A 20,975-nucleotide genomic window follows, 5' to 3' on the forward strand; every position below is an offset into this window, starting at 1 on the left:
TAAGTTATGGCTAAAAAAATAATAATCACTATGGTGTGCTTGCTGATGGCCTTGGAACTAGCCAGCTTTATTTCTCTGTGGGGCTTGGGGCTATCCAATACGCCTTATCCTTGGTCGCTCTTTGTTTTACTTCGCTTTAGGTATTACGGCTTGTGTGCAGGGGCATTGCTGTTCGCTTCCCTTCCTTTCATTTTGGCTGCCTGTTATCTCAAAGGCGGCTTTATCCGGTGGTTAAGTGGTATTGTGCTCTTTTGTTTGGTGCTTTCGGTAACTGCTTTGCTAGTTGGCGTATTTCTCTATCAATGGTGGTCGCAAGAACCCTTTAACAATGCCTCGGAGTTTATCGCTTTTTTGCAGGCACTTTCTGAAGACCCCGAACCACTACGCCGTTTTATTGGCTGTGAGCTCGCGGGGTTCTTTTTAGTCTTTGCAATTCCTATGCATGCCCTGTTTGAACGATTTCGCCCTGGCAACAAAGTATTAGGCAATGCCCATTTTGCCAATGGCTATGAAATTCAGAAAGCCGATTTTTTTAAAAAAAAAGAGGAAAGTCTAATCATCGGTAAAAAATACGGGGTTCCTCTGTATTCTAACGGCTTTGAACATGTCTTAGTCTTTGCACCGTCCGGGAGTGGTAAAACACGAAGTATTGCCATTCCCAACTTATTCAATTATCCCTATTCGGTGGTTTGTAATGATGTGAAACTTACTCTCTTTGAAACGACATCAGGCTACCGGCAAAAGGTATTAGGCCATGAATGCTTTTGTTTTGCACCGACTCACCCAGAAGGCCGAACACACCGCTTTAATCCCTTATCCAGTATCAGCAAAGACGTTAATCACCGCATGACCGACATTCAACGAACCGCACATATTTTAATACCGGATAACCCAAAAGGAGATGTCATTTGGACACAAGCGAGCCGGAAGCTCTTTAAATGCTTAACGCTCTATTTACTGGATACACCCGAACGTCCAACGACCCTGGGCGAAATGAACCGCTTGATTAAGCAACAGCAATTCGATGTGTGGCTGCAAGACTTGCTCGACAATACCGACCACCTAGACCCAGAGTTCTATCGCAACGGCTATTCCTACATCAATAACCATGAGAAAACCCGAAGCTCGATTTTAGAATCCTTCTCCGGCTATTTAGAACTCTTTGACGATCCCTTTATTGATGCTGCCACCAGCGCCAGTGATTTTGATTTCAAAGATTTACGGCGTAAGAAAATGACCATTTATGTCGGGTTTACCGATGATGACATGGAACGCCTTGCCCCCTTACTCACTTTATTCTGGCAGCAATTAATTTCGGCCATGATTCGAGAAATTCCTGATCCTAAAAAAGAACCGTATCCCTTGTTGTGTCTCATTGATGAATTTTCCTCCTTAGGCCGTATTGAGCGTTTAAGGCGCTCGTTAAAGCTGCTTCGCGAATACCGAGTGCGATGTATCCTGATGTTTCAATACATTGCCCAAACCTATGAAAAATACTCTCAGGATGAAGCCAAAGCCTTTACAAACATCAAAACGAAAGTAGCTTTTACAACGGAAGATTTAGGGGATGCCGAATTCATCAGCAAAATGTTAGGCACTAAAACGCAACGGGTAGCGAATGAATCCACTTCATTACAGGCACAAGGAATTTGCAACAGTCATGGCAAAAATTATCAGGCCGTACCGTTAATGCGTCCTGAAGCGATTATGAAGATCCCGGCAGAGAATACCTTAATCATGCGTTCTGGGTTCCCTTCGGTAAAAGCTTCACAATTTATTTGGTATAAGGAAACAATGCAGAACCTAGAGCAACCCGCATTAAATCTCCCCATTAACAAGATAGATCGAATTGATTTCAAACGAAAGGTGGTTGGGAGTGTTAACCTATCAGAATTACTTTAATCGCAATTGAATACAATTCCTCTACAGCTAGATTTTTTTTATCATTTGTATGGGTCTATATCCAGATTGAGTGAATTGCTTGCGAAAGGTATAGACGCTTATGTTAACCATATAAATCATTTCGACTTCACTACCTTTGATAAAACGAATTCTAGGATTCGTCGTACATATCTTCTGGATTCGGTAAAGACATAATAATAATGTCAAATTAAACCGTGAATAGTAGCAAATTGGATTAAATAAACTAATATCTATCTAGGAGATCTTCAAAATGGATAACTCGAGGAAGATGTTGGACGATAACTTAGAATACAGAGTTCTTTGTAAAAAATCAGGAGTAAATAGTGATTCTCCTTGGTTGCTACAAGAGTTTGATAAAAACGACAGAAAAGATTACAGGGATTTTATTCCTTGGGATGGGTTTTTAACTTTTAAGGTGAACGATCTTCTCTATAGTTATTCGACAGATATTAATAATACAATTATTAATTCTGAAGAAACTGACTGCAACACAGAGTTAGTTAGACAAGGTGGATCAATTTTAGGGCGACTACAACCTATTGGTTGTTATGCTGAAAAATCTAACTCAGAAAATGAAGATTTCGTGTATTCAATGTTTGGCTCAAAACGTCCTATAGAGCATTTTGGCCTTAATATTAAAAAAAATAAAAATTCCAATGATAAAGCAAAATGTCAACTTCGTGGATGGATGAGTTTTACAGAAGAAACCGGAAATGCCCATATAAGTGTTTATCTTTCACTAACACCGCAACAGTTTGATAGCATGGCTGACCTAATCAAATCCAAGCATATAGATTTATTAGAATTAACTTTACATAATCCGCCGGGATTTTACTCCGAGCGAGCATCATCAGGTGAAAATTACATTAAAATCTTAATGGATTCAAAAGAACATAAATTTGGACAGGACAGTGAAATAAATCCTCCCTGCCTAGGTTATGTTAATGACTTCAATATTAAAATTATTCAGCGCCATTACTGGATTGAACCAGATGAAGAGGAGCAACATGAGGTGGAAAAAGAAGAGGTCATAGAAACTCAGCAAGATCTAGAAAATTTGTTACCTCGGTTTGAGCGTATTGAAGCAGTTTTAGGTTTCCCCCTCTGGGTGATTTTGGTAATGTTTTGCATTCTATTCTTTAAATTCATATTCTTACAATAGTCATCTCTTTTCAGATAAGGAGAAGATAATTTGAATTTTAATTACTTTAAAAATATAGATATCGACTTTATCACCTCAACCTTCACTCAAGGAGATAGCGTTCTTCCAATTGGATCTATACCCCTTGATTCACAGATGAGTTTGGCCAGTGTTTATTATGATGCTGCACAGGCTCTACTCGAATCATCTTTGAATGAGTACAGTTATTACGATATAAAAGGTACTATTCACCCTATATTGTACCTCTATAGGCATTCTATTGAATTATGTATAAAAGGGATTATTCCTAGCGCAAGAGGACATAATCTTACAGATTTATTCAACAAACTTAGAGAGTTTTTAAAAACCAGCTATGATTTAAATTTATCAGAAAATGTAGAAAGCTTGATTAAGTTCATTAATTCTATTGATGATAAATCTACTTTGTTTAGATATGCAGATGAGATAAAGAAAAAAATTCCTGAAATGTACATTGATGTTAAGAAGCTAAAACAAACAATGACAGAACTAAATTCTTACTTTGTACTTCTCAAGGCCCATATCGAAACCGGAATTTGTCAAAATCGAAATAACACTAAATAGCTTACTTGTAATCAGGGGAGATCTCGGGTCCACATGGTAGCTTCTGATGAAGTAGACTAATTTCTGCCATTCCACATTCATTAAATAACGTTGAGAGTCAGGTCAGCGAAAGCGTATTCATAAAATTAACTTTTAGCAAAGCTTGCCGATATATAAACCAGAAAAAACATTATAAGCCCATCATGAAAACAAAGAATGAGAAATTGTCCCTTACTCTTCAGCTGTTAACTTCATTCGCGATTATTATAATTTTAATGGGAGTGCTGATTTTCATTTTTGAAGACCACTATATTAATGTTATAGCTAACGACAGCAAAGGACACAATGAGAATTTAAAAAACGCTGCAGAGCACTTTAATGCAGCTGCTATTGTTATTCTCACAATTTTTATTCTATGTGCTGGATGGCTACAATTTAGAGATTTAAATAAAACATCAAGAGGTGACTTTTTATTTAGAATTGATGAGCGTTACGGTCAGCCGGAAATTATAAAAGCTAGAGTGATCATACACAAATTTTATTGCCTAACTTATCACAAAAATATCGACTGCACGAAGCATACTCAAATAATTGGCGAAATGATCTACAGAATAAAATTTAACCCCTATAAAGCTAGTGACTTTATTGCATTACTAAATTTTTTGGATTTCCTTGAAACAATCTCCTATTTTGCAAATCGCGGATATATTTCAGTGAAAGATCTCAATGAGCTAACGGGATATTCAATTAAATTTTATTACTCTGTATTCACTAAGTTCATAGATGATAGAAGAAACAAATATAAGAGTGATAAATATTATTGTGAGTTGCAAAAACTGGCAAAGTACATACAAAAAAATAATCCTACAGTTCCCCCATTTATAGAAACTGATAAGTGAAGTGAGAGCAGGAAAATATTTTCTGTAGATTTCTCATTCATTATAAAAAAACTAACAAGAAAAGCAAGTAACGATAAATTCGTCGCTCTAACAACCGGTTGTTAATTTTCAAATTAGTTTAAAATATATCTTTTATCGATAATAAAAGGATTTTAAATTCAAATAAATACTTTCTAAAATAAGATACTCATTTTCGCTCGTTTTAGGAAACTTGGCCTTAATCTTTCTTCCTGGATGTATTAGATTTCTAATATTGCAAGCGATGTCATACATACTCTCATATAATTCATGAATATCATCTCTCTTGTCAAAGGGAAAAATTGCGGCTTCCTTAAATAAGGATAGTAAGTCTGTTAATGATAAGGAGTGCAGCGCTAGTTCTTTTTTGCGAGTTTTATTTCTTTTGACTAATACTTTAATAATTTTTTCATTTTGTGTAGCAATATCAAGCATTATCCCCTCTAATGCAGATCCAATCAATATAGTCGCAGCATTGAATGCTTTAATATCAGCACATTTTTTTGATTCATATTCCAATTCATAAACTATGACGTGGTCAACCAAAATGTTACACCCCAGTTAAGCAACTTTCATTAATAAATCGCTCTGTTTTTCAAATTGATTTGGGCTTAAATATCCCAAATATGAATGTAATCTGTGGCTGTTATAGAACATGGTGATGTAATTCAAAATGTCCTGTTGAGCTTCCCATCGGGTTTGATAATTTCGCCATTGAACTCGCTCTTGTTTTAAGCTGCCAAAGAAACTTTCAACAACGCTGTTATCCCAGCAATCACCTTTTCTGCTCATGCTCCCAATGTATCCTTTGCTCTTTAATAAATTGCGGTATTGGTAACTAGCATATTGAGCTCCTCTATCTGAATGAACAATAAGCCCTGCTGGAGGTTTTCGCTGCCAAATTGCCATATTCAGAGCATCACAAACCAATGTTGCTTTCATTCTGGATCCCATGCTCCAACCAACCACTTTCCTTGAAAATAAATCCAGAACGACTGCTAAATAAAGCCAGCCTTCCTGTGTCCAGATATAGGTAATATCTGATACGTAGGCTTTATTGGGCTCGCTTGTGTTAAAGCGCCTATTCAAAACATTTTCATAAACCGGCTGTTTATGGTTGCTATTGGTAGTCACTTTATATTTTTTTCGATAACGAACAAAAACTTTGGCTTCTTTCATTAAACTTTGAGCTCGCCTTCGACCTACTGGATAGCCTAATATATTTAAAGCATTCTTCATCCTGCGGCTTCCATAACAATACTGGCTCGCTTCAGCTATTTTCTTCACCCACTCAATAACCTCCTCATGCTCAGGATCATCTGGTTTATTTCTCTGGCGTTGCTGATAACTGTAATATCCATGCCGTGTAATGCCCAGGAGTTGGCACATTAAGCCAACTGGCCAGGTCTTCTTATTTTGGGCGACAAACGAATATTTTATTTCGTTTCTTGAGCAAAGAAGACCGCCGCCTTTTTTAAGATTTCCTTTTCCATTTTCAGGCGTTTATTTTCTTCCTGCAGGCGACGTATCTCTAATTGTTCTGCTGTTAACTTCCCATTTCCTCGAAATGCTTGCCCATCTTGTTCTTTGTGTTCTTTTATCCAGCGACTTAGTAGCGCTTGACCAATGCATAAATTATTTGCTGCTTCTGTTACCCCGTAACCTTGCTCTAAAACAAGACTAATTGCATCCAGTTTAAATTCTTTGGGGTATTTCTTTCTTATCGTCATTACTTTCTCCAGTTAAGTGCATTATCTCTTAACTGGGGTGGTCAAATCTATTAAACCACGTCACTATTTCACTTAGAGCTAATCTGCAATCCTTATATTTAGTTCTAATATCCTCATAACGCTTAAAATATACGGCCTTGTTGCTCAGATAAAGTTCGGCAAACTCATCTAGCCCAAATTTTTTAAAAAGTTCTGCTAGTTTATTATCGAACAGATCATCAGAGTCTTTTAAAAATTTTTTAATTTCAGGTATTTCTTCATGCGAATTAAATTCTTCAATATACGTAAGTCCATATTCTTTTAGAATGGCATCTTCCATATCGTTGAGTAAAGATAACTCTTTATATAGGCCTCTTTCCCATAAATTTTCATTTTCTCTAATAAAGGCTGCTGTGAGATACATAAAAACCCAGTCATTATGGATATCTGAACCAAACTTTTCGATTAACTTGCTCAAATTAGTAAATGGGGCTTCCATTACTTGCTTTTTATATTCTTCCAATGCTTTTTTTATTTGTTGATAATCATCCATTTACAGGAGCTCCAAGCATTTAAATATAGTTTCTAATGTGCTGGGTTCAGTTGTATACGCTAGAATTAAATATAATTATGTTTCTATGAAGTGTAGTATTTTTGCCTCATATATTGCAACTTCATTAAATAACCTATCAATCCTCTCAATAAATTCATTTCACACTGGACTGCTCAAACGTGAACTAAAAACTTAAAAATAAAGTCCGAAAATTTTAACTATGAACAATTTAAAGCTCATGTATTTTAATTTTGTTTAAACTCAATTTTCCTTGAATGGTATTAAAAAAATTAGGTAATTCTTGCTCTATTTTTTTTATAAGCAGCCTATTAGAAAAGATTCTTTGGACTATAAGCAAAATACCTTTATCTGATTGTTCCATCTGAGAACCTGTCAGTTTTTTGCGAGCAGAAACAAGTTCATCATATTGCTGTAATAAGGGATATTCTGTTTTTAGTGCTTTGTATACGGTCTGTCTGTAACTTTGTTGCAATGATTGTAAGCGTTCCTTGAAAGTTGATTCACTCATGTGAGCTTTCCTAAGCTCCTGAGAAATGCAAAGCCTGTCATTTGCTAATGATACTGTTTGGGCGTATTTACAGAGTTCATGGTCACTCATCAGATTGGACGGTGAGCGGATGACAGCCCGGATAGCTTTTACAGTTTCATAACGGGAGACTTCTTTTGAAAGCTTGCTAACATCAATCTGTTTAAGGTTTATTTTAGCTAATTGCCCTGGCACAATATGTGGCTTAATATCTGAAGCCTTTTTATCTCGTGCACAGGCCAGCTTATAAAAATCATCATATCCTTTGAGATTAGACATTTCGATGCCCAGCTTTTTAGATTTAGTTTCCAATTGCTGATATTGGTTAGCAATTCTAGTTTTCAGATCAATATATTGAGCTACATACTTACCCGCCTCTCTGATGGCTTTTTGATTTTTAAAATGAGCACAGCCCTGCTGTGATTTTACTGCTTGTGCATAATGATAGAGGTAAGTGACTTTATCTTTAATAATGCGAGATGCTGTAGTTATGCGCCTAACGGCTCGCTCCACCAGATTATCAAACTCAAACCCGTGTCGGATCCCTAGATTCATCGGGTAATCAATGACGTTATCTTGTAGGGTTTTGCGCGATAGCTGTTCAACCATTGCTTTGAAATCAGGGTAATTTTTACTATTTGCAAATATTTTAAGTTTTTCTTTGTGGCGGGTAAAGGCAACAAAACTTAATGCCCTATCCCACCATTTGGTATCAATGCAAACATAGGTGTTTTCAACGGACATACCTTGCGATTTATGAACGGTCATGGCATAGGCATAATCAATTTGCTTGTAACGCTTAAGTACGGTTACAGTCGCCCCTGAATCTAAAACGGCGGTGAAGCCTTCCTCATTAACGTGAGTAATGGTGGCTAAATCGCCGTTCTTCACGCCAATGTCTTTATCGCCTTTCTTGAAGAATATTCGCTCGCCTTTAGCCAGGTAGAAGTCTTGCAGGCCGGTTTGCTCGACATAACGCCTTAAGTGCGAAGGTACCTTGATTTCCCGGTCGTCATTCATTTGCAGTGTTATGTTTTGTTCTTCATCGACTGCGACTATACGGCCTTGTTCGCCACCGATAAGCCCTAATTCGTTATCACTATGAGTGACCATGATGTACTGGCCGGGTTGATATTGTCGGTTTTTGCTTTTTATTTCTTTGATGAAGTTGACTTGCTCAGTATCCAGAACCCCTTTTTGCATTAGGAGTACGCGAGCATTTAAGTTGAGGCTATCGACAGTCACATTGGCATGCGCTAGGATGATGCTATTTTTTAAGTCCTCATGCTGATGGATATTTGCCTGCCAAGCGTTAATCAGTAGGTCACTTGCATTTTTTGAACGTTCATTATCGGCAATCACTATCGCATTTTGTTTGAGGTAATGCGTAAGCCCTGCCTCAATATTGCCTTTTGCCAGTTCAATGCTTGCCTGACGGTCACCGGCATGCCGTTGCCGTTTGATGTCCACCATTGTAAAGCATCCCACAAGGGATGCAATCCCTTTGAAAATAGCACCTTTCTTGATGGGTTTTAGCTGGTCAGGGTCACCGACTAAAATTAGTTTGGCCTCGGCTTCTTTCACTCGGTCAATGAGAAAAGACATATTGGCAAAATCCACCATGCCGGCTTCATCAATGATTAAAATATCATTGGCATTTAAGGTCAGTTTGCCTGATGACATTTGCGCAGTTAATGAAGCAATAGTCGATGATTCGATACCGGATTCAATCTGTAATTGCTTGGCGACTTTTCCGGAGAGGGTTGCCCCTAATACGCGGCAACCTTGCTGCTGATAGAAGTCTTTAACAGGCGTTAACATGTAACTTTTACCCACACCCGGGCGGCCAATAATACAACTGATGTCACCGCCGTTTACGATAAATTCAAAGGCTTGTTGTTGCTCTTCGCTGAGAGTTGTAGCTTGTAAAAACCGAGCAACATCGGTTTTAAATACATGATTGGTTCTTTCTTGAAGATGTTCAACAGCATTTAACAGTTTGCTTTCTTGCAAATACTGGTGCCGGGTGGTAAAGGCCTTCTGTCCTTGTTCATTTTCGCCCAGGCAAATGACGTTCTTATTGGACAGTACACGCTCGACCGTTACTTGAAAAAACTCGTTGTAATTTTCCTGAGTGATGGTTTTGAATAACAGGGTTTCAATGTCTTTTCGGGTGAAGACGCTGTGTTCAATCGACAGAATATTGATGAAGTTCTCGATATCGTTTAAAGCAATTTCTTCGCGCGCTTGCTTGATGAGCTCATTTTCTTCAAGGAGGTAATGATGGGCTTTATCTCTGAAACCGCCGTGGTGCCGTTCGGGAATGATATGGTTAAGGTCAACGATTAAATCAATTCCCTTTTCTTCAAAATATGCATTCTGAAAGTCTCGCCATTGATGATGCCATTGTTCTTTTTCGGTAATAAACCCTTTGGCGAACTGCGGGTTTAAATCACGGGCTTTGTGTTTTGAAAATTGGGTTTGTTCTAAACGTCTGGTGGTGATTAGGATGTGCGCATGCGGATTGCCATCACCGTGGTCGTGAATGGAAACGTCCGCAGGAATTCCCTTATCAACAAAATGAGTTTGAGCAAAACGCTTGGCTAATTCGATTTGCTGAATCAAATCCAGCTCTTTAGGCAAGGCGAGCATGACATCTTTGCAGACTTGGGCGTTTTTTCTTGTTTCTGCCCGTTCGACTTCATTCCAGATGAATTGCCGGTCAGTGAAATCTTGCTCTGCTCCTTCAGGCAACAGGAGTTCAGAATATTTCACATCATGTCGGTGACTGAAATCATAGGTTAAGCCAAGGCGCTCATCATAGAGCTTCATTCCAGCACGGTACGCGGCGGCAGCCACAGCACTGTGCCCTTTGCTCCTGCTATGCACGGAAATATTCGCATAGGAAATCGCCATATGCGTGAATTTAGCAAACAAACGATAGTTTGTATATTGCGCCCTTAGAAAATTCTTTTCTTCGGGACAGGTGGAATTCGCTGGCGCTCATGGATAAAAGCTATTGAACTCGAAGATCTGTGGGTATATGATATTTTTGATCTCGTTCAAATTTGCGGAGTAATTATGTCAAAGAAGACAGTATCGCAAATGGAAGCTGTACTTATGGATAAAATTCAAAAAGCAAAAGAAAAGTTGGATCTCCTACAAGAGAAGCACCAGCTCAAAATTGGTCAGTTGGCCTACAAACACGGCCTGCATCAAATCGATTTCAACCGCCTTGATTCTCTCTTTGCCAAGTTAGCCCGTGAGGTGATTCATGGACATAACTAAACAGATTGCCAAACAGAAACAAATTGTTTGCCGTGAAGAAAAATTGTTGATGGTTGAGAAGCTAAAAAAACGGCGTGATGAGACGCGTCGTAAAATAGAATTAGGTGGGCTTGTTGTAAAATCAGGCATGGATGCTTATAACAAAGCTATTATTCTCGGCGCTTTGGATTATATTCAAAAGCAGATTTTAGATAGTGATTTAGTTAAATTACTTGAAGAAAGAGGTAATCTACTATTTATTAAAAACGCTACCTAGTCTGCTCTTATTTTTTTCGGAGTTCTCAGACCAACTAGTGCATTACTTACCTAAAATACATAGCGCGAAGGTATCTGGCGCGTCAGCTGTACTGAGTTTGCGCCAGGCGGTAGTGGTTTAACTATTTGTAGGCGTCGAAGAAGATTTGGATGCTTCCTCGATGAACTTCTTAAGTTCTTCTGGTGTTTTAAATAATTTGACAGACATCCCGGTGAATCTAGCTGAGGTTTGTACTGAAGCTCCCGGATTCTTTTCTAAGAACTCCAGTGCTTGTTTATTAGTTTCATTAGATTTCTCAAGAAATTCCTCGGCATTTTTCTTAGCATCTTCTGGGTTGTCAGCAGTTGGAGCTGTAAAAAAAAATCTTTTCATGTGTTACCTCAATTTTAAATTAAAGAGGATCAAGTTTTCTAATCGCGTATTTACTCAAAGCGTTAAGGACGGCCGATTTGCAATTGAAAGTAACTCTTCCAATAACTTGCAGGACTCTTCAAAAATTCCGGGACTATTGGATTCGCGAGGTCCCCCAACATTCAAGATGGTAATCGAGTGCGTCTTCAACCATTCTTGAAAAAGTTCCGTGTCTTCTTCTTTGTTACTTAAATCAAAAATGAAATAGGGTTTTTCCTGACGCTTCGCATCTTCCACAGTTAGATTAGTTCCATCTTTAATGTTTGCTGGCAGAGGCCAGCTGGGAACAATAATCAAAGTTGCATCAGAATCTCGAATATTAAGTTTGGTGCGTTCGTCAGGGTTTTCTGTCGTTGCTTGTTTCATTTGAGGGTATTTGTCTAGGATGCAGATCCCATCCGCGTCAAGCCCTCCTTTAGGACACCATCCTCCAACTTCGAGTCCAACTTCCGAGGCTGTAAGAAGAGCAGCTTGATCGACCCCGGTTTGACCACCTGAAACTATTTTCTCAATCATTTAAAAAATCCTTAACATTTCGTGAATAGACAAAAGGTGTAAACCTGTTTGGAAAATCATAAACATCAATACCGGTATAATCTTTCAGATATTTGACAAGAATATTGGCAGGAGCAGCTAGCACCACGCTATAGAATGCTTTTATCGAGAAGCTTAATAAAACTACTTTAAGAATGTGTTTAAATGGGATAGAGGCTAGCTCCATCATTAAAATAGCAATAAACGAGTAGAGGACTTCTGCAACAATTGAGGCACCTAAACTTCTTAACCAGAAATATTTACCTTTTAACAATACTTTCCAACGAGACAATATACGGGAATTAACCAGATTTGCGATGATGTAAGCTAATAATCCGCTGAAATTTATCCTGACTAGGGAATAACCTAGGACGTGCGCATAATAATTTTGCTCTTTGAAAAATTCTGGGTGAGGAGTCATAAGGACTATTTGGCAAATTACAACAAAGAAGGTTTGAGCCACGAATGCCGTATAAATCATTGAACGAGTTAGGTTATACCCGTAAATTTCTGCAATAATATTATCCAGAATAAAAATTAATGGTGAAGTGAAACTACCCCCTAAAACGAATACAGCATCGTTACCTATATATCTGTTTGTTAAAACCGCATTGCAAATCATAATGCTTACGTAAAGCATACCTAGGATGACAAGTACCATATAACCGCTAGAGTCAACAATGGTTTTCTTTTTTAAGTGGTACATCTATTATCCTACTACTAATTTTAAATGATTCAATTTTGGTGTTTCATCTCTAGCGTCCTTGGCAAATTGTGCTCCAGCAGCAATACCTATATAAAAGGCATGAGCAGCATCAAACTCTTGAATAATCTCCTCATCAAGAGCGATTTCTTTGGCGCTCTTTTCTAAGGTTTTTTTGGATTCTTTACACTGGAAACCTATAAGACCACCTCTTTTATGGTATAACAACTCATAAGCCCCATAACGGCTTAAGAATGATTGGCCAGTGATATTTATATTTTTGATTTGTATTTTTTCTGAGCATCGATTGGTTTTCAGCAATCTTGAAAATTCGATCCCAAGAAAGCAAGCTTGAACGGGATGAAGTCCATATAAAGTCTCAAGATCGGATATTAGATCCGGGAAGGTTTTCTGAAAAGCAACCTTTGTATTAATTAATTGAATTATATAAAAGCCGTTCTCGTAGTCAGCAATTCTATACAATACATAATTTCCTATTTGATTCTTGCTACCTTTGGCTGCATTAAGACGAGCCAATATACTTCCAAACAACTTCATTCACTTCATCCTAAAGAACGCATTTTCCTATTGTAAAAAAGCGTTACGAATACAACTGCTACTATTTGGTGCTCATCTTTTGAAAAATGTATCACAGAATGACCGTGATTTATGGGATGTAATTGCCATTCTGGCGGATCGATAAATAATTCTTTAAGGGTTAGATCATTATTCTCAACTAAATTGATTAACACTAAATCGCCATCTGTCGGAGTCAAATCGGGGTCAAGTATAAAGAGAGTTCCTTGCTGGAATCTCGGAATCATAGAGGGTCGGCTTTCTAAAGCAAACGCATTCTTGCTTAATTGAGTTGTACCATCCATTGGAACAGGAACCCATTCTTTCCAACTTTTTAAATCATAGGATTGCCTTGTTTTGGCTTCTTCCCAATCAAATAGTGGAACGAAGACTGGCTTAGATGAATTACTCAATTCGTAATCGCTAATTTTTGATGTGCCAATTAATGAGTCAACAGTCACCTGAAAATAGTCTGCGATAGTCTTGAGAGTGAAAACTCTCGGATCAGTTGTTTCGCCGGATAATAAACGTCTAACGGTCATGACCGGTATACCCAAATCCTGGGCAAGCTTATTATCGGTGATTTTTCTTAACTGCATTAACTGGCTGAGATTCTGAGCAATGTAATCTCGCTGCTCCCGGTCAAGATTTAACTGTTCTATTTCCATTCTTATCTTTTATTACCCATCAGTCTCGAAATTGTACCGCAATTGAATTTTGAATCAACATTAAGTGTTAACACGGAAGGTGGACTCATAGCTTGAACACTGCAAAACAGCACACAAAAGTTGACTTGCAAAACAATATTGTTAATATTATTCTTAAATTAGTTATGATAAAATCATTTTTGTTAAGGACTGGAGTTATGATGGATATAAAAATAAGAATCTATAAAGGGATAATTGAATATCTGCTCAAAACAACAAATTACTCTCTCAAGAACATTGCCGATCTAATAGATACGTCTATGCGTAGCATAAACTTAGCGTACTCTGAACAAGCATTCTCAATAAAATACTCCTCAGAACTTAAACTGTTAAAGCTATACCAAGCGGTTTTACAATTTAATGTTCATACAGCTCAACCCTATATCTCTGAAAAGCAAAATCATCCAAGGAGCAGGATTATATGAAATGGGTAAAACTCAAAAAATATTGTGTTGAATCAGGCGACACGGCTAATGCAGTTCACTCCAAACGTAAAAGGGGAGTCTGGATTGATGGATTGCATTGCAAAGTGGGGCCAGACGGAAATTTATGGGTAAACTTGATTGAGGTGGAAAAATGGGTGGAAAACGGCAATCTTGGAACACTCCAAAGACTCCAACTGGGGTAGAGATTAGGCAGTGGAAATCAGGAAAAAATACCCTCCGCATTAGTTTCTATTATAAAGGGGTGCAGTGTAGGGAAACTTTAAAGTTGGACGTAACTTCAAGCAATATCAAATACGCCGATCGGCTACGTGGTGAAATAATAAATGCGATTGAAAAAGGTACATTTTCATATGCTGATTATTTCCCCCAATCAAAATTGGCAAGGCGGTTCGGGCACGTTAAAACAGATATTACTATTGGTGAATTACTTAATGATTTCTTAGAGCAGACAAAAGCCTCTCGGGAATTCAGTACGTACATTGGATATAAGAAAGTATGTGACGCTCGACTTATTCCCTATTTCGGCACTGTCTCAATACAAGATCTCAAGCCGGCGTTTATTCGAGAATGGATTAGGGGTCTTGATATTACTTCTAAAACAGTTAGCAATGTGCTAATCCCTTTGCGTGCTGTAATAGAGCAAGCATTGAATGATGAACTAATTAAAAGTAATCCTTTGGATAAAATTATTATCTCTAAGCTATTATGTAAACAGACTAGTAAGAGTAGCTTTAAGGTCGATCCATTTGAAAGGAATGAAATCAAAGCGATTTTAAATGCTTCGCATCATGAACAAATTAGAAATCTCTTTCAATTTGCTTTTTTCACAGGATTACGTACCTCTGAATTAATTGCTTTAGAATGGGAAGATGTAGATTTACAAAATGAAATAATTCACGTTGTTAGGGCAGTAGTAAAAAAACAAGTTAAAGGAACCAAAACCAGCTCTGGCACAAGAACAGTTATGTTACTACCACCAGCACTTGAGGCTATTAGCAAACAAATGAAATACACATTTTCTAATAATAAACGTGTATTCCATAATCCACGTACCAACTTACCCTGGGAAACAGATCACCAGATTCGCAGAACAGCTTGGATTCATACTATAAAAAAAGCCGGTGTCCGCTACCGCAATCCCTATCAAACAAGACATACTTATGCATCTATGATGCTTTCAAGCGGTGAAAACATCATGTGGGTTGCCAGTCAAATGGGGCATGTAGATACTGAAATGGTTATGAAGACATATGGTAAGTGGATACCTGATGACTCTTCAAAGAAAGGATACCAACCGGTGAATAATTGGGACAGCTTTTTCTAAAAAAACGATTACTTCAGTTTCCGACTGCATCAATTAATATGGAGAATATCTATCTAGTGGTTCTGTTCATTTTCGCAACCACTTAGCTGAAAAATGCTTTTTTGCCTATGCTTTAATTTATAAACAAGCTAGAGCATAAGATCATGCCTATAAAAATCAAAAAATATGATTTAGGAAATATACCCATACTGCACGAGTTTGAAACTGACTTTGCTTTGGAGCCATTCGACACAGGATTTATACCTGTTTCAAAAATAGATTCTTGGCAAAGTTTTCATGAATACTTCGCTGCTCCCCAATTTTCTGACTTTGCTTTTAGGGGGCATAAAATTGGGAAATGGGATTTAGTTTCATCTTTTCAGCGACTTTGTAATAATCCTAAACCTCAAGAACTTCAAGATATATTAGATTTCTTTCGCAATACTGTCATAGAGATGGAGCTATCCTGCTTTGAGTTAAATGACGATGATTTATGGGGGTTAGGAAGACATCACGGCTTACTTACTCCGCTTTTAGATTGGAGCAATGACCACAATGTTGCATTGTATTTTGCGTTTGAAGACAATGATAATAATTCTTCAGACAACCCGTATTGTTCGATTTACTGTTTTAATAAAGAATTAATAAAGGAAAAATCCAATGGGCATATCAGAATCATTAACAGTGATTCCGACGCTAATGTGCGAGTTTTAAATCAGAATGGTATATTTACCATAACAGAACCATGTAAAAATTTTGAAAGTTATATTTGCCATGACGAAGATTTATTCACTTACTTCAGAAAAATTTATGTCAAAAGGGAAGATCAGAGAGCTTGTCTCAATCAATTAGACTCTTTCGGCATAAATAAAAAAAAATTATATCCACATAGTATCGAAGGAGCAGTGGAGTATTGCAATATCCATTATCAAAAGTTCCGGCGCACTACTTTCAGCGGTTGCATCTTACAAATTCGCCAAAGGGTAATCGATAAAGAAGCTGAGTTTCAAAAGATTGCTGAATACCTTGTTAAAAATAATAGTAATGTAACTAATGAAACAATAGATTTTGCATCAAGAGCAATTTATGAATTGAAAGAAACTATTTTAAAACAACTAGAATGTACAGAACATTATGAAAAGCTGTTGACCTTTATTGAGGATAATTTGACATAAAAACCCTCTGAAACCCCGCGAATTGAAAACCAGTAATAATTTACTTATAAATCAAGAAGTTATATGGTGGAGGCGGCGGGAATCGAACCCGCGTCCGCAAATCCTCTGCCTTTAGTTCTACATGCTTAGCCTTGTCGATTGGTTTTAGCTGTGGCTCCTCCGACAGGCAGGATTAGACACAGCGATTCTCTGAATTTCGCAAGCTCGCTCGAGACGGGCGGGATTGCTAGCTTATCTCTTATGACCGTTGATTCGATACCGATAAGCGGGCTCGGTCGAACGGGGTGCTGGTTTTTTGGCAGCACACGGTGGGTTACACTATCAAAGCTTACGCAGCGATAGCTTCACCAGCAAAGTTTTCATCGTTTGCATTTATATTTACTGAGTCTTATTTACGAGAGATCTCCTTCTCGGCATGCACCTCCGGTTTCGCAACCCGCGTCGAAGCCAGGTCGCCCCCCAACTTTTATTATAACATAAGTCTGGGAATTTTGATCCTGTGGAGGGAAAAATGTCTGTTTTATTGATGAAAAGCTTCCCGCTTCAGGGCATAGGTATCTACACATCATCACTCCTACGCCTTGCGGCTGTCCGCAGGGTCCAGTGTTTCTCTATGAGTTTTTCTGGATCCCTCGGATAAACCGAGGGACGTAGAAGTCAGGGGCGGGACGCTTTTTCTTAGCTTTTGATGCCGTTGTGACGCAGTAAGGCGTCTACTGTGGCAGGGCGGCCGCGGAAAGAAATAAAGGCGTCGGCGGCTTTTTTAGATCCTCCTACTTCCAATATGCTTCGCAGGAAATCGCGCCCGGTTTTTGGGTTGAAGATGCCCTCTTCTTCAAAACGGGAGTAGGCATCGCTGGAAAGCACTTCCGCCCATTTGTAGCTGTAATAACCAGCGGCATATCCGCCTGCAAAAATATGGGTGAAGCTATGCGGGAAGCGATTGTATGGAGTTGATGGTGTTACCGCGGTAATGCTTCGGACTTCCTTCAGCATTCGGGCAATAAAATCGGCTTCATTCGCAAAATGCTGATGGATTCTGAAATCAAACAATGAAAACTCCAGTTGCCGCATCATTCCCATTGCGGACTGGAAATTTTTTGCAGCCAGCATTTTTTCATACCATTGATCAGAGAGCTTTTCTCCAGTCTCAACATGGCAGCTCAACTCATCCAGCGCTTCTTTCTCCCAGCACCAATTCTCAAAAATCTGGCTTGGTAATTCAACGGCATCCCATTCAACACCGTGAATGCCGGATGCGCTTAAGTAATCAACCTGGGTCAGTAGATGGTGCAGGCAATGACCGCACTCATGGAATAAAGTAGACACTTCGTCATGGGATAACGTGCCTGGGTTGTCTCCAGCGGGTTTGGCAAAATTGCAGGTCAGTGTGGCGATAGGTAACTGAATTTCACCGTTGGGCAGGCGTCGTCTTGTTTGCAGAGAATCCATCCAGGCACCCCCGCGTTTATTTTGTCTGGCATAGAGATCCACATACATGAACCCGCGGGAGTCATTTTTCTCATCCAGCAACTCATAGCAAATGACGTCAGGATGCCAGGTTTCAGCGTTTTTGACCTCTTGCAGGCGAATACCGTACAAGCGTTCGATGATGTTAAATAGCCCGTTCATCACCTGATTCTGCGGGAAAAATGGACGCAATTCCTCCTGTGAGAAATTGTAATCACGATGACTCAGTTTTTCAGACAGGTAAGGAATATCCCAGGGTGAGACGGGATCGATTTTCCATTCTTCTCTTGCGTATTTTTGCAAATTCTGGAACTCTGCCCTGGCCTGATCCAGAGCGCGTTCGCTTAAATCTAGCAGAAAGTCAGTGACCTGAGTGGTTGAGTCCACCATTTTGGTAGCAATTGATAATTCTGCATAATTTTTAAATCCCAACAACTGCGCTTCTCTATGACGCAATGCCAGGATTTCCTGCATAATGGCTGAATTGTCAAATTTACCCGCTGTCGGACCCTGATCGGACGCACGGGTTACAAACGCATGATAAAAGGTTTCGCGTAACTCTCTATCGTCGGCATAGGTAATTACCGCCAGATAACAGGGAAATTCAAGATTTAACACCCATCCTGGCAATTGCTTTTCCTCGGCCAACTCTTTTGCCGTCAGTATGGCATGCTCTGGCAGGCCTTTCAGTTTGGCCTCATCGGTAACATGCATTGTATATGCCTGCCCGGCATCGAGCACATTGTTTTCAAACTGATTGGATAATTCCGAAACTCGCGCCTGGATGTTTTCAAATTCCTGCTTATCCTCAGGAGACAAAGCCACACCGGATAATTCAAAGCCCTGCAGCATATCCTCATGTAATTTTTTCTGGACATCATTCATGCGGGTGACATCCAGGGAACGGACTGCCTCATATAAAGCCTGATTTTGGCCAATCGCTGACTGGTAAGCTGACAGTTTGGGCAGACAATCTTTGTAGCAAGCCCGTAATTCGGGGGAATTTACCACAGCATGCAGATGGGATAGCGGAGACCAGAAACGCTCCAGTTCGTCTTCCATTTCATCCAGCGGATCAATCAGATTTTCCCAGGTAAAAGCGGTTTCCTGTTGCAATAACGTATTGATGCGCTCCAGATTATTTTGAAGCATGTCGCCCAGATCGTTTGCAAAATGTTCTGGATCAATCGATTTGAAAGACGGTAATTTAACTTTCGACATTACAAGATCTCTAGGAATAAAAAGAAGAGCATAGCACTTTCCGAAAGAATGCTCCAATGCCCAGGCTATGTGAGCTGGAATGCAGGCTGAGTAAGAAGTGTATCGTTATAGTTCTCATCCTGTTCGCTCTTATTAACCGAACTAAAAAACAGGAGTGGCGAAGAGGTAATACTCGGCTTTTCTTTTGCTGGTAATTGCAGCTGGTCCTGAGGTCTTAACTCTTCAAAATAACGGGTAGCCAAAAAGCCGGCTACGGTCGCGCTTAAAAAAATCATTGCGCCAATGAGGGGAATAATAGGGTTGGCCATGAAAAATGGCAGCATCAGGATGAAGCCAAGACAAACGCCTGCAGTCGTTGCAATTGTAGTGAGTACGCGCCTGGTCTCTATTTCAATACGAAAGTCCAGAATTTTCTGATGGCGAAGCAATGCCTGGTATTCTTCGTATCGTGAATCATCATCCTTAATCTCCTCAGCCATTTCAGCATATTTGGCTTTCAACTGATTAAAGCGGTGGATCTCAATGCCGGCTCTGATGCTTGCCCAAATTATGTCGTAAATAAAGCAGGCCAGGCTGAAATAAACGCCAATGGGTGCCAATGGTCCAACAAAAACGAAGCAATTCAATACCCCGGCGGTAAACCAGATCACATCATTTCCAATCTCGAAATAGCGCCGTTTTAATTGCGCTAAAAAACGAAACCAGAAACCGAGATTTTTCTCCTGCTCAGTCATGAATGCGGGTACAGAATGCTTGAAAAGAAGGAATAAATTGGAGAACAGACGAGGGGCAAAGAATATCCAGCCCAGATAAGCCAATGCCGGATTGAGCACTTTATCAACCGTGGCCATCGCTTTCGCATATTGATCGATCTGGCTAAGAACTGGCACCAGGGCATTGAGCAAACGCTTGCTGCGGATAAAAATCAATCGAAAAGGATTAACCCAGGCCGTATCATTGCGCATTTTCTGCGTGAAGGCGTCAGCCTTTAACTCCAGATCGGCAGGCTGAGGCTCGAAATAATAGCCACGTTTTTCCAGGTAGTAACGGTAAACAGCCTGCTCTTTTCTTAAGCGGAGCACCTCGCGTGGCACATTGATGTAATTACGGAACAGATATTCCAATAATTCGGCAAATAAGAGTGCTGCCTCAAGCTGTTTTGTAAATTCGGGCGAGTCTGGCTGCAGCATAAATTCGCGCGCGAGATGCGTACAGAGTATGCTGTATTCGAGTGTCAATGCCAGATGTTCTTCGACAAGAGACTCGTAGAACGCCTGCGGCCTGCTAGAAAAGTCCGCGGTTTGCCAAATTTTTGTGCCTTCCAGTGTAATTGACGGTTCCAGTTGAACAACTTGCGGCAATCGTCGCATTACAACGTACATAATGCCCTTTAGGTTTAAATTCGAGACAAGCATGATCTCAAATTTTAAACAAAAAGTAAAATAAATATAGAAAAAGTCTGGTAATGAACAAGTTTTATACAATACTAATAAAACAATCTCGGCAACCTTGC

The 20,975-nt window shown here is 39.2% G+C and carries 20 protein-coding genes and 1 other RNA gene; 9 read left to right on the top strand and 12 right to left on the bottom strand.

The annotated features are described in order from the left end of the window. The first annotated feature begins 6 nt into the window (after window positions 1-6). The 4 genes from B1207_RS07620 to B1207_RS07635 all read left to right on the top strand — a co-directional run bounded on the left by B1207_RS07620 (window position 7) and on the right by B1207_RS07635 (window position 4,545). Window positions 7-1,902: a type IV secretory system conjugative DNA transfer family protein gene (locus B1207_RS07620; protein WP_253255807.1), complete on the top strand. Its 1,896-nt coding sequence runs from the start codon at window positions 7-9 to the stop codon at window positions 1,900-1,902. A 271-nt stretch (window positions 1,903-2,173) separates the two neighbouring features. Continuing rightward, a complete protein-coding gene (locus tag B1207_RS07625) occupies window positions 2,174-3,085 on the top strand; it encodes a hypothetical protein (RefSeq protein ID WP_146740044.1) in 912 nt (303 codons plus the stop codon). A gap of 30 nt (window positions 3,086-3,115) precedes the next feature. Then, window positions 3,116-3,667, top strand: coding sequence for a hypothetical protein (locus B1207_RS07630; RefSeq protein ID WP_112219396.1), 552 nt, complete (start codon window positions 3,116-3,118; stop codon window positions 3,665-3,667). Between the two features lie 182 nt (window positions 3,668-3,849). Next, complete coding sequence (locus B1207_RS07635; protein ID WP_253255808.1) at window positions 3,850-4,545, top strand: DUF4760 domain-containing protein; 696 nt, start codon at window positions 3,850-3,852, stop codon at window positions 4,543-4,545. 132 nt (window positions 4,546-4,677) lie between these two features. On the opposite strand, the gene B1207_RS07640 is transcribed toward B1207_RS07635, so the two are convergent. The 4 genes from B1207_RS07640 to traA form a co-directional block, all read right to left on the bottom strand. Beyond that, complete coding sequence (locus tag B1207_RS07640) at window positions 4,678-5,109, bottom strand: hypothetical protein (protein ID WP_112219397.1); 432 nt, start codon at window positions 5,107-5,109, stop codon at window positions 4,678-4,680. Between the two features lie 15 nt (window positions 5,110-5,124). Beyond that, window positions 5,125-6,293, bottom strand: a protein-coding gene (locus B1207_RS07645; RefSeq protein WP_409371300.1) for an IS3 family transposase whose coding sequence is annotated in 2 segments (ribosomal slippage) — window positions 5,125-6,044 and window positions 6,044-6,293 — 1,170 coding nt in all. Because the reading frame shifts where the segments join, the coding sequence is not laid out codon by codon here. Window positions 6,294-6,321: 28 nt separating this feature from the next. Continuing rightward, window positions 6,322-6,825: a hypothetical protein gene (locus B1207_RS07650; RefSeq protein WP_112219399.1), complete on the bottom strand. Its 504-nt coding sequence runs from the start codon at window positions 6,823-6,825 to the stop codon at window positions 6,322-6,324. Between the two features lie 229 nt (window positions 6,826-7,054). Then, the gene (traA, locus tag B1207_RS07655; protein WP_172458199.1) at window positions 7,055-10,288 is read right to left on the bottom strand and encodes a Ti-type conjugative transfer relaxase TraA; all 3,234 of its coding nucleotides are present in this window, start codon (window positions 10,286-10,288) and stop codon (window positions 7,055-7,057) included. Between the two features lie 165 nt (window positions 10,289-10,453). Here traA and B1207_RS07660 point away from each other — a divergent pair, with 165 nt between their 5' ends. Both B1207_RS07660 and B1207_RS07665 read left to right on the top strand, forming a co-directional pair. After that, complete coding sequence (locus B1207_RS07660; RefSeq protein WP_112219401.1) at window positions 10,454-10,660, top strand: hypothetical protein; 207 nt, start codon at window positions 10,454-10,456, stop codon at window positions 10,658-10,660. Then, window positions 10,647-10,916, top strand: a complete 270-nt coding sequence (locus B1207_RS07665) for a conjugal transfer protein TraD (RefSeq protein WP_112219402.1) — start codon at window positions 10,647-10,649, stop codon at window positions 10,914-10,916. Before B1207_RS07660 ends, B1207_RS07665 begins: the two co-directional genes overlap by 14 nt. A gap of 117 nt (window positions 10,917-11,033) precedes the next feature. Here B1207_RS07665 and B1207_RS07670 read toward each other — a convergent pair whose 3' ends face one another. From B1207_RS07670 to B1207_RS07690, 5 genes are read right to left on the bottom strand one after another with little or no spacing between them, the layout of a single operon-like run. Further along, window positions 11,034-11,288 carry a hypothetical protein gene (locus tag B1207_RS07670; protein WP_112219403.1) on the bottom strand — a complete coding sequence of 85 codons (255 nt, stop codon included), beginning with the start codon at window positions 11,286-11,288 and terminating at the stop codon, window positions 11,034-11,036. 54 nt (window positions 11,289-11,342) lie between these two features. Beyond that, a complete protein-coding gene (locus B1207_RS07675) occupies window positions 11,343-11,843 on the bottom strand; it encodes a putative molybdenum carrier protein (RefSeq protein WP_112219404.1) in 501 nt (166 codons plus the stop codon). After that, window positions 11,836-12,567 (bottom strand): queuosine precursor transporter, encoded by a 732-nt coding sequence (locus B1207_RS07680; RefSeq protein ID WP_112219405.1) that lies wholly within the window; start codon window positions 12,565-12,567, stop codon window positions 11,836-11,838. The genes B1207_RS07675 and B1207_RS07680 overlap by 8 nt, the downstream gene beginning before the upstream one ends. Window positions 12,568-12,570: 3 nt before the next feature. Beyond that, entirely contained in the window at window positions 12,571-13,122 is a 552-nt protein-coding gene (locus B1207_RS07685) for a hypothetical protein (RefSeq protein ID WP_112219406.1), read from the bottom strand. A gap of 5 nt (window positions 13,123-13,127) precedes the next feature. Then, entirely contained in the window at window positions 13,128-13,808 is a 681-nt protein-coding gene (locus B1207_RS07690; RefSeq protein WP_112219407.1) for a S24 family peptidase, read from the bottom strand. A gap of 460 nt (window positions 13,809-14,268) precedes the next feature. Between B1207_RS07690 and B1207_RS07700 the strand changes: the two genes are divergently transcribed. From B1207_RS07700 to B1207_RS07710, 3 genes are all read left to right on the top strand, one after another. Then, window positions 14,269-14,475: an excisionase gene (locus B1207_RS07700; protein WP_112219409.1), complete on the top strand. Its 207-nt coding sequence runs from the start codon at window positions 14,269-14,271 to the stop codon at window positions 14,473-14,475. Next, entirely contained in the window at window positions 14,424-15,617 is a 1,194-nt protein-coding gene (locus B1207_RS07705; RefSeq protein WP_112219410.1) for a tyrosine-type recombinase/integrase, read from the top strand. Before B1207_RS07700 ends, B1207_RS07705 begins: the two co-directional genes overlap by 52 nt. A 143-nt stretch (window positions 15,618-15,760) precedes the next feature. After that, window positions 15,761-16,771 (top strand): FRG domain-containing protein, encoded by a 1,011-nt coding sequence (locus B1207_RS07710; RefSeq protein ID WP_112219411.1) that lies wholly within the window; start codon window positions 15,761-15,763, stop codon window positions 16,769-16,771. Between the two features lie 64 nt (window positions 16,772-16,835). On the opposite strand, the gene ssrA is transcribed toward B1207_RS07710, so the two are convergent. From ssrA to B1207_RS07725, 3 genes are all read right to left on the bottom strand, one after another. Beyond that, window positions 16,836-17,231: a transfer-messenger RNA gene (gene ssrA / locus B1207_RS07715) on the bottom strand. A gap of 218 nt (window positions 17,232-17,449) precedes the next feature. Next, window positions 17,450-19,462, bottom strand: a complete 2,013-nt coding sequence (locus B1207_RS07720) for a M3 family metallopeptidase (protein ID WP_112219412.1) — start codon at window positions 19,460-19,462, stop codon at window positions 17,450-17,452. 65 nt (window positions 19,463-19,527) lie between these two features. Further along, window positions 19,528-20,844 carry a hypothetical protein gene (locus tag B1207_RS07725; RefSeq protein WP_146740045.1) on the bottom strand — a complete coding sequence of 439 codons (1,317 nt, stop codon included), beginning with the start codon at window positions 20,842-20,844 and terminating at the stop codon, window positions 19,528-19,530. Window positions 20,845-20,975: the final 131 nt, after the last annotated feature.

The organism is Legionella quinlivanii, from assembly GCF_003265995.1.
Lineage (GTDB): Bacteria > Pseudomonadota > Gammaproteobacteria > Legionellales > Legionellaceae > Legionella_C > Legionella_C quinlivanii_A.

What these genes read in the sequence shown, in the direction of transcription:
- B1207_RS07620 (WP_253255807.1), top strand. Translation starts at nt 7, where the DNA reads ATGGCTAAAAAAATAATAATCACTATGGTGTGCTTGCTGATGGCCTTG.
- B1207_RS07625 (WP_146740044.1), top strand. Translation starts at nt 2,174, where the DNA reads ATGGATAACTCGAGGAAGATGTTGGACGATAACTTAGAATACAGAGTT.
- B1207_RS07635 (WP_253255808.1), top strand. Translation starts at nt 3,850, where the DNA reads ATGAAAACAAAGAATGAGAAATTGTCCCTTACTCTTCAGCTGTTAACT.
- B1207_RS07650 (WP_112219399.1), bottom strand. Translation starts at nt 6,825, where the DNA reads ATGGATGATTATCAACAAATAAAAAAAGCATTGGAAGAATATAAAAAG.
- traA (WP_172458199.1), bottom strand. Translation starts at nt 10,288, where the DNA reads ATGGCGATTTCCTATGCGAATATTTCCGTGCATAGCAGGAGCAAAGGG.
- B1207_RS07660 (WP_112219401.1), top strand. Translation starts at nt 10,454, where the DNA reads ATGTCAAAGAAGACAGTATCGCAAATGGAAGCTGTACTTATGGATAAA.
- B1207_RS07665 (WP_112219402.1), top strand. Translation starts at nt 10,647, where the DNA reads ATGGACATAACTAAACAGATTGCCAAACAGAAACAAATTGTTTGCCGT.
- B1207_RS07670 (WP_112219403.1), bottom strand. Translation starts at nt 11,288, where the DNA reads ATGAAAAGATTTTTTTTTACAGCTCCAACTGCTGACAACCCAGAAGAT.
- B1207_RS07675 (WP_112219404.1), bottom strand. Translation starts at nt 11,843, where the DNA reads ATGATTGAGAAAATAGTTTCAGGTGGTCAAACCGGGGTCGATCAAGCT.
- B1207_RS07680 (WP_112219405.1), bottom strand. Translation starts at nt 12,567, where the DNA reads ATGTACCACTTAAAAAAGAAAACCATTGTTGACTCTAGCGGTTATATG.
- B1207_RS07685 (WP_112219406.1), bottom strand. Translation starts at nt 13,122, where the DNA reads ATGAAGTTGTTTGGAAGTATATTGGCTCGTCTTAATGCAGCCAAAGGT.
- B1207_RS07690 (WP_112219407.1), bottom strand. Translation starts at nt 13,808, where the DNA reads ATGGAAATAGAACAGTTAAATCTTGACCGGGAGCAGCGAGATTACATT.
- B1207_RS07700 (WP_112219409.1), top strand. Translation starts at nt 14,269, where the DNA reads ATGAAATGGGTAAAACTCAAAAAATATTGTGTTGAATCAGGCGACACG.
- B1207_RS07705 (WP_112219410.1), top strand. Translation starts at nt 14,424, where the DNA reads ATGGGTGGAAAACGGCAATCTTGGAACACTCCAAAGACTCCAACTGGG.
- B1207_RS07710 (WP_112219411.1), top strand. Translation starts at nt 15,761, where the DNA reads ATGCCTATAAAAATCAAAAAATATGATTTAGGAAATATACCCATACTG.
- B1207_RS07720 (WP_112219412.1), bottom strand. Translation starts at nt 19,462, where the DNA reads ATGTCGAAAGTTAAATTACCGTCTTTCAAATCGATTGATCCAGAACAT.
- B1207_RS07725 (WP_146740045.1), bottom strand. Translation starts at nt 20,844, where the DNA reads ATGTACGTTGTAATGCGACGATTGCCGCAAGTTGTTCAACTGGAACCG.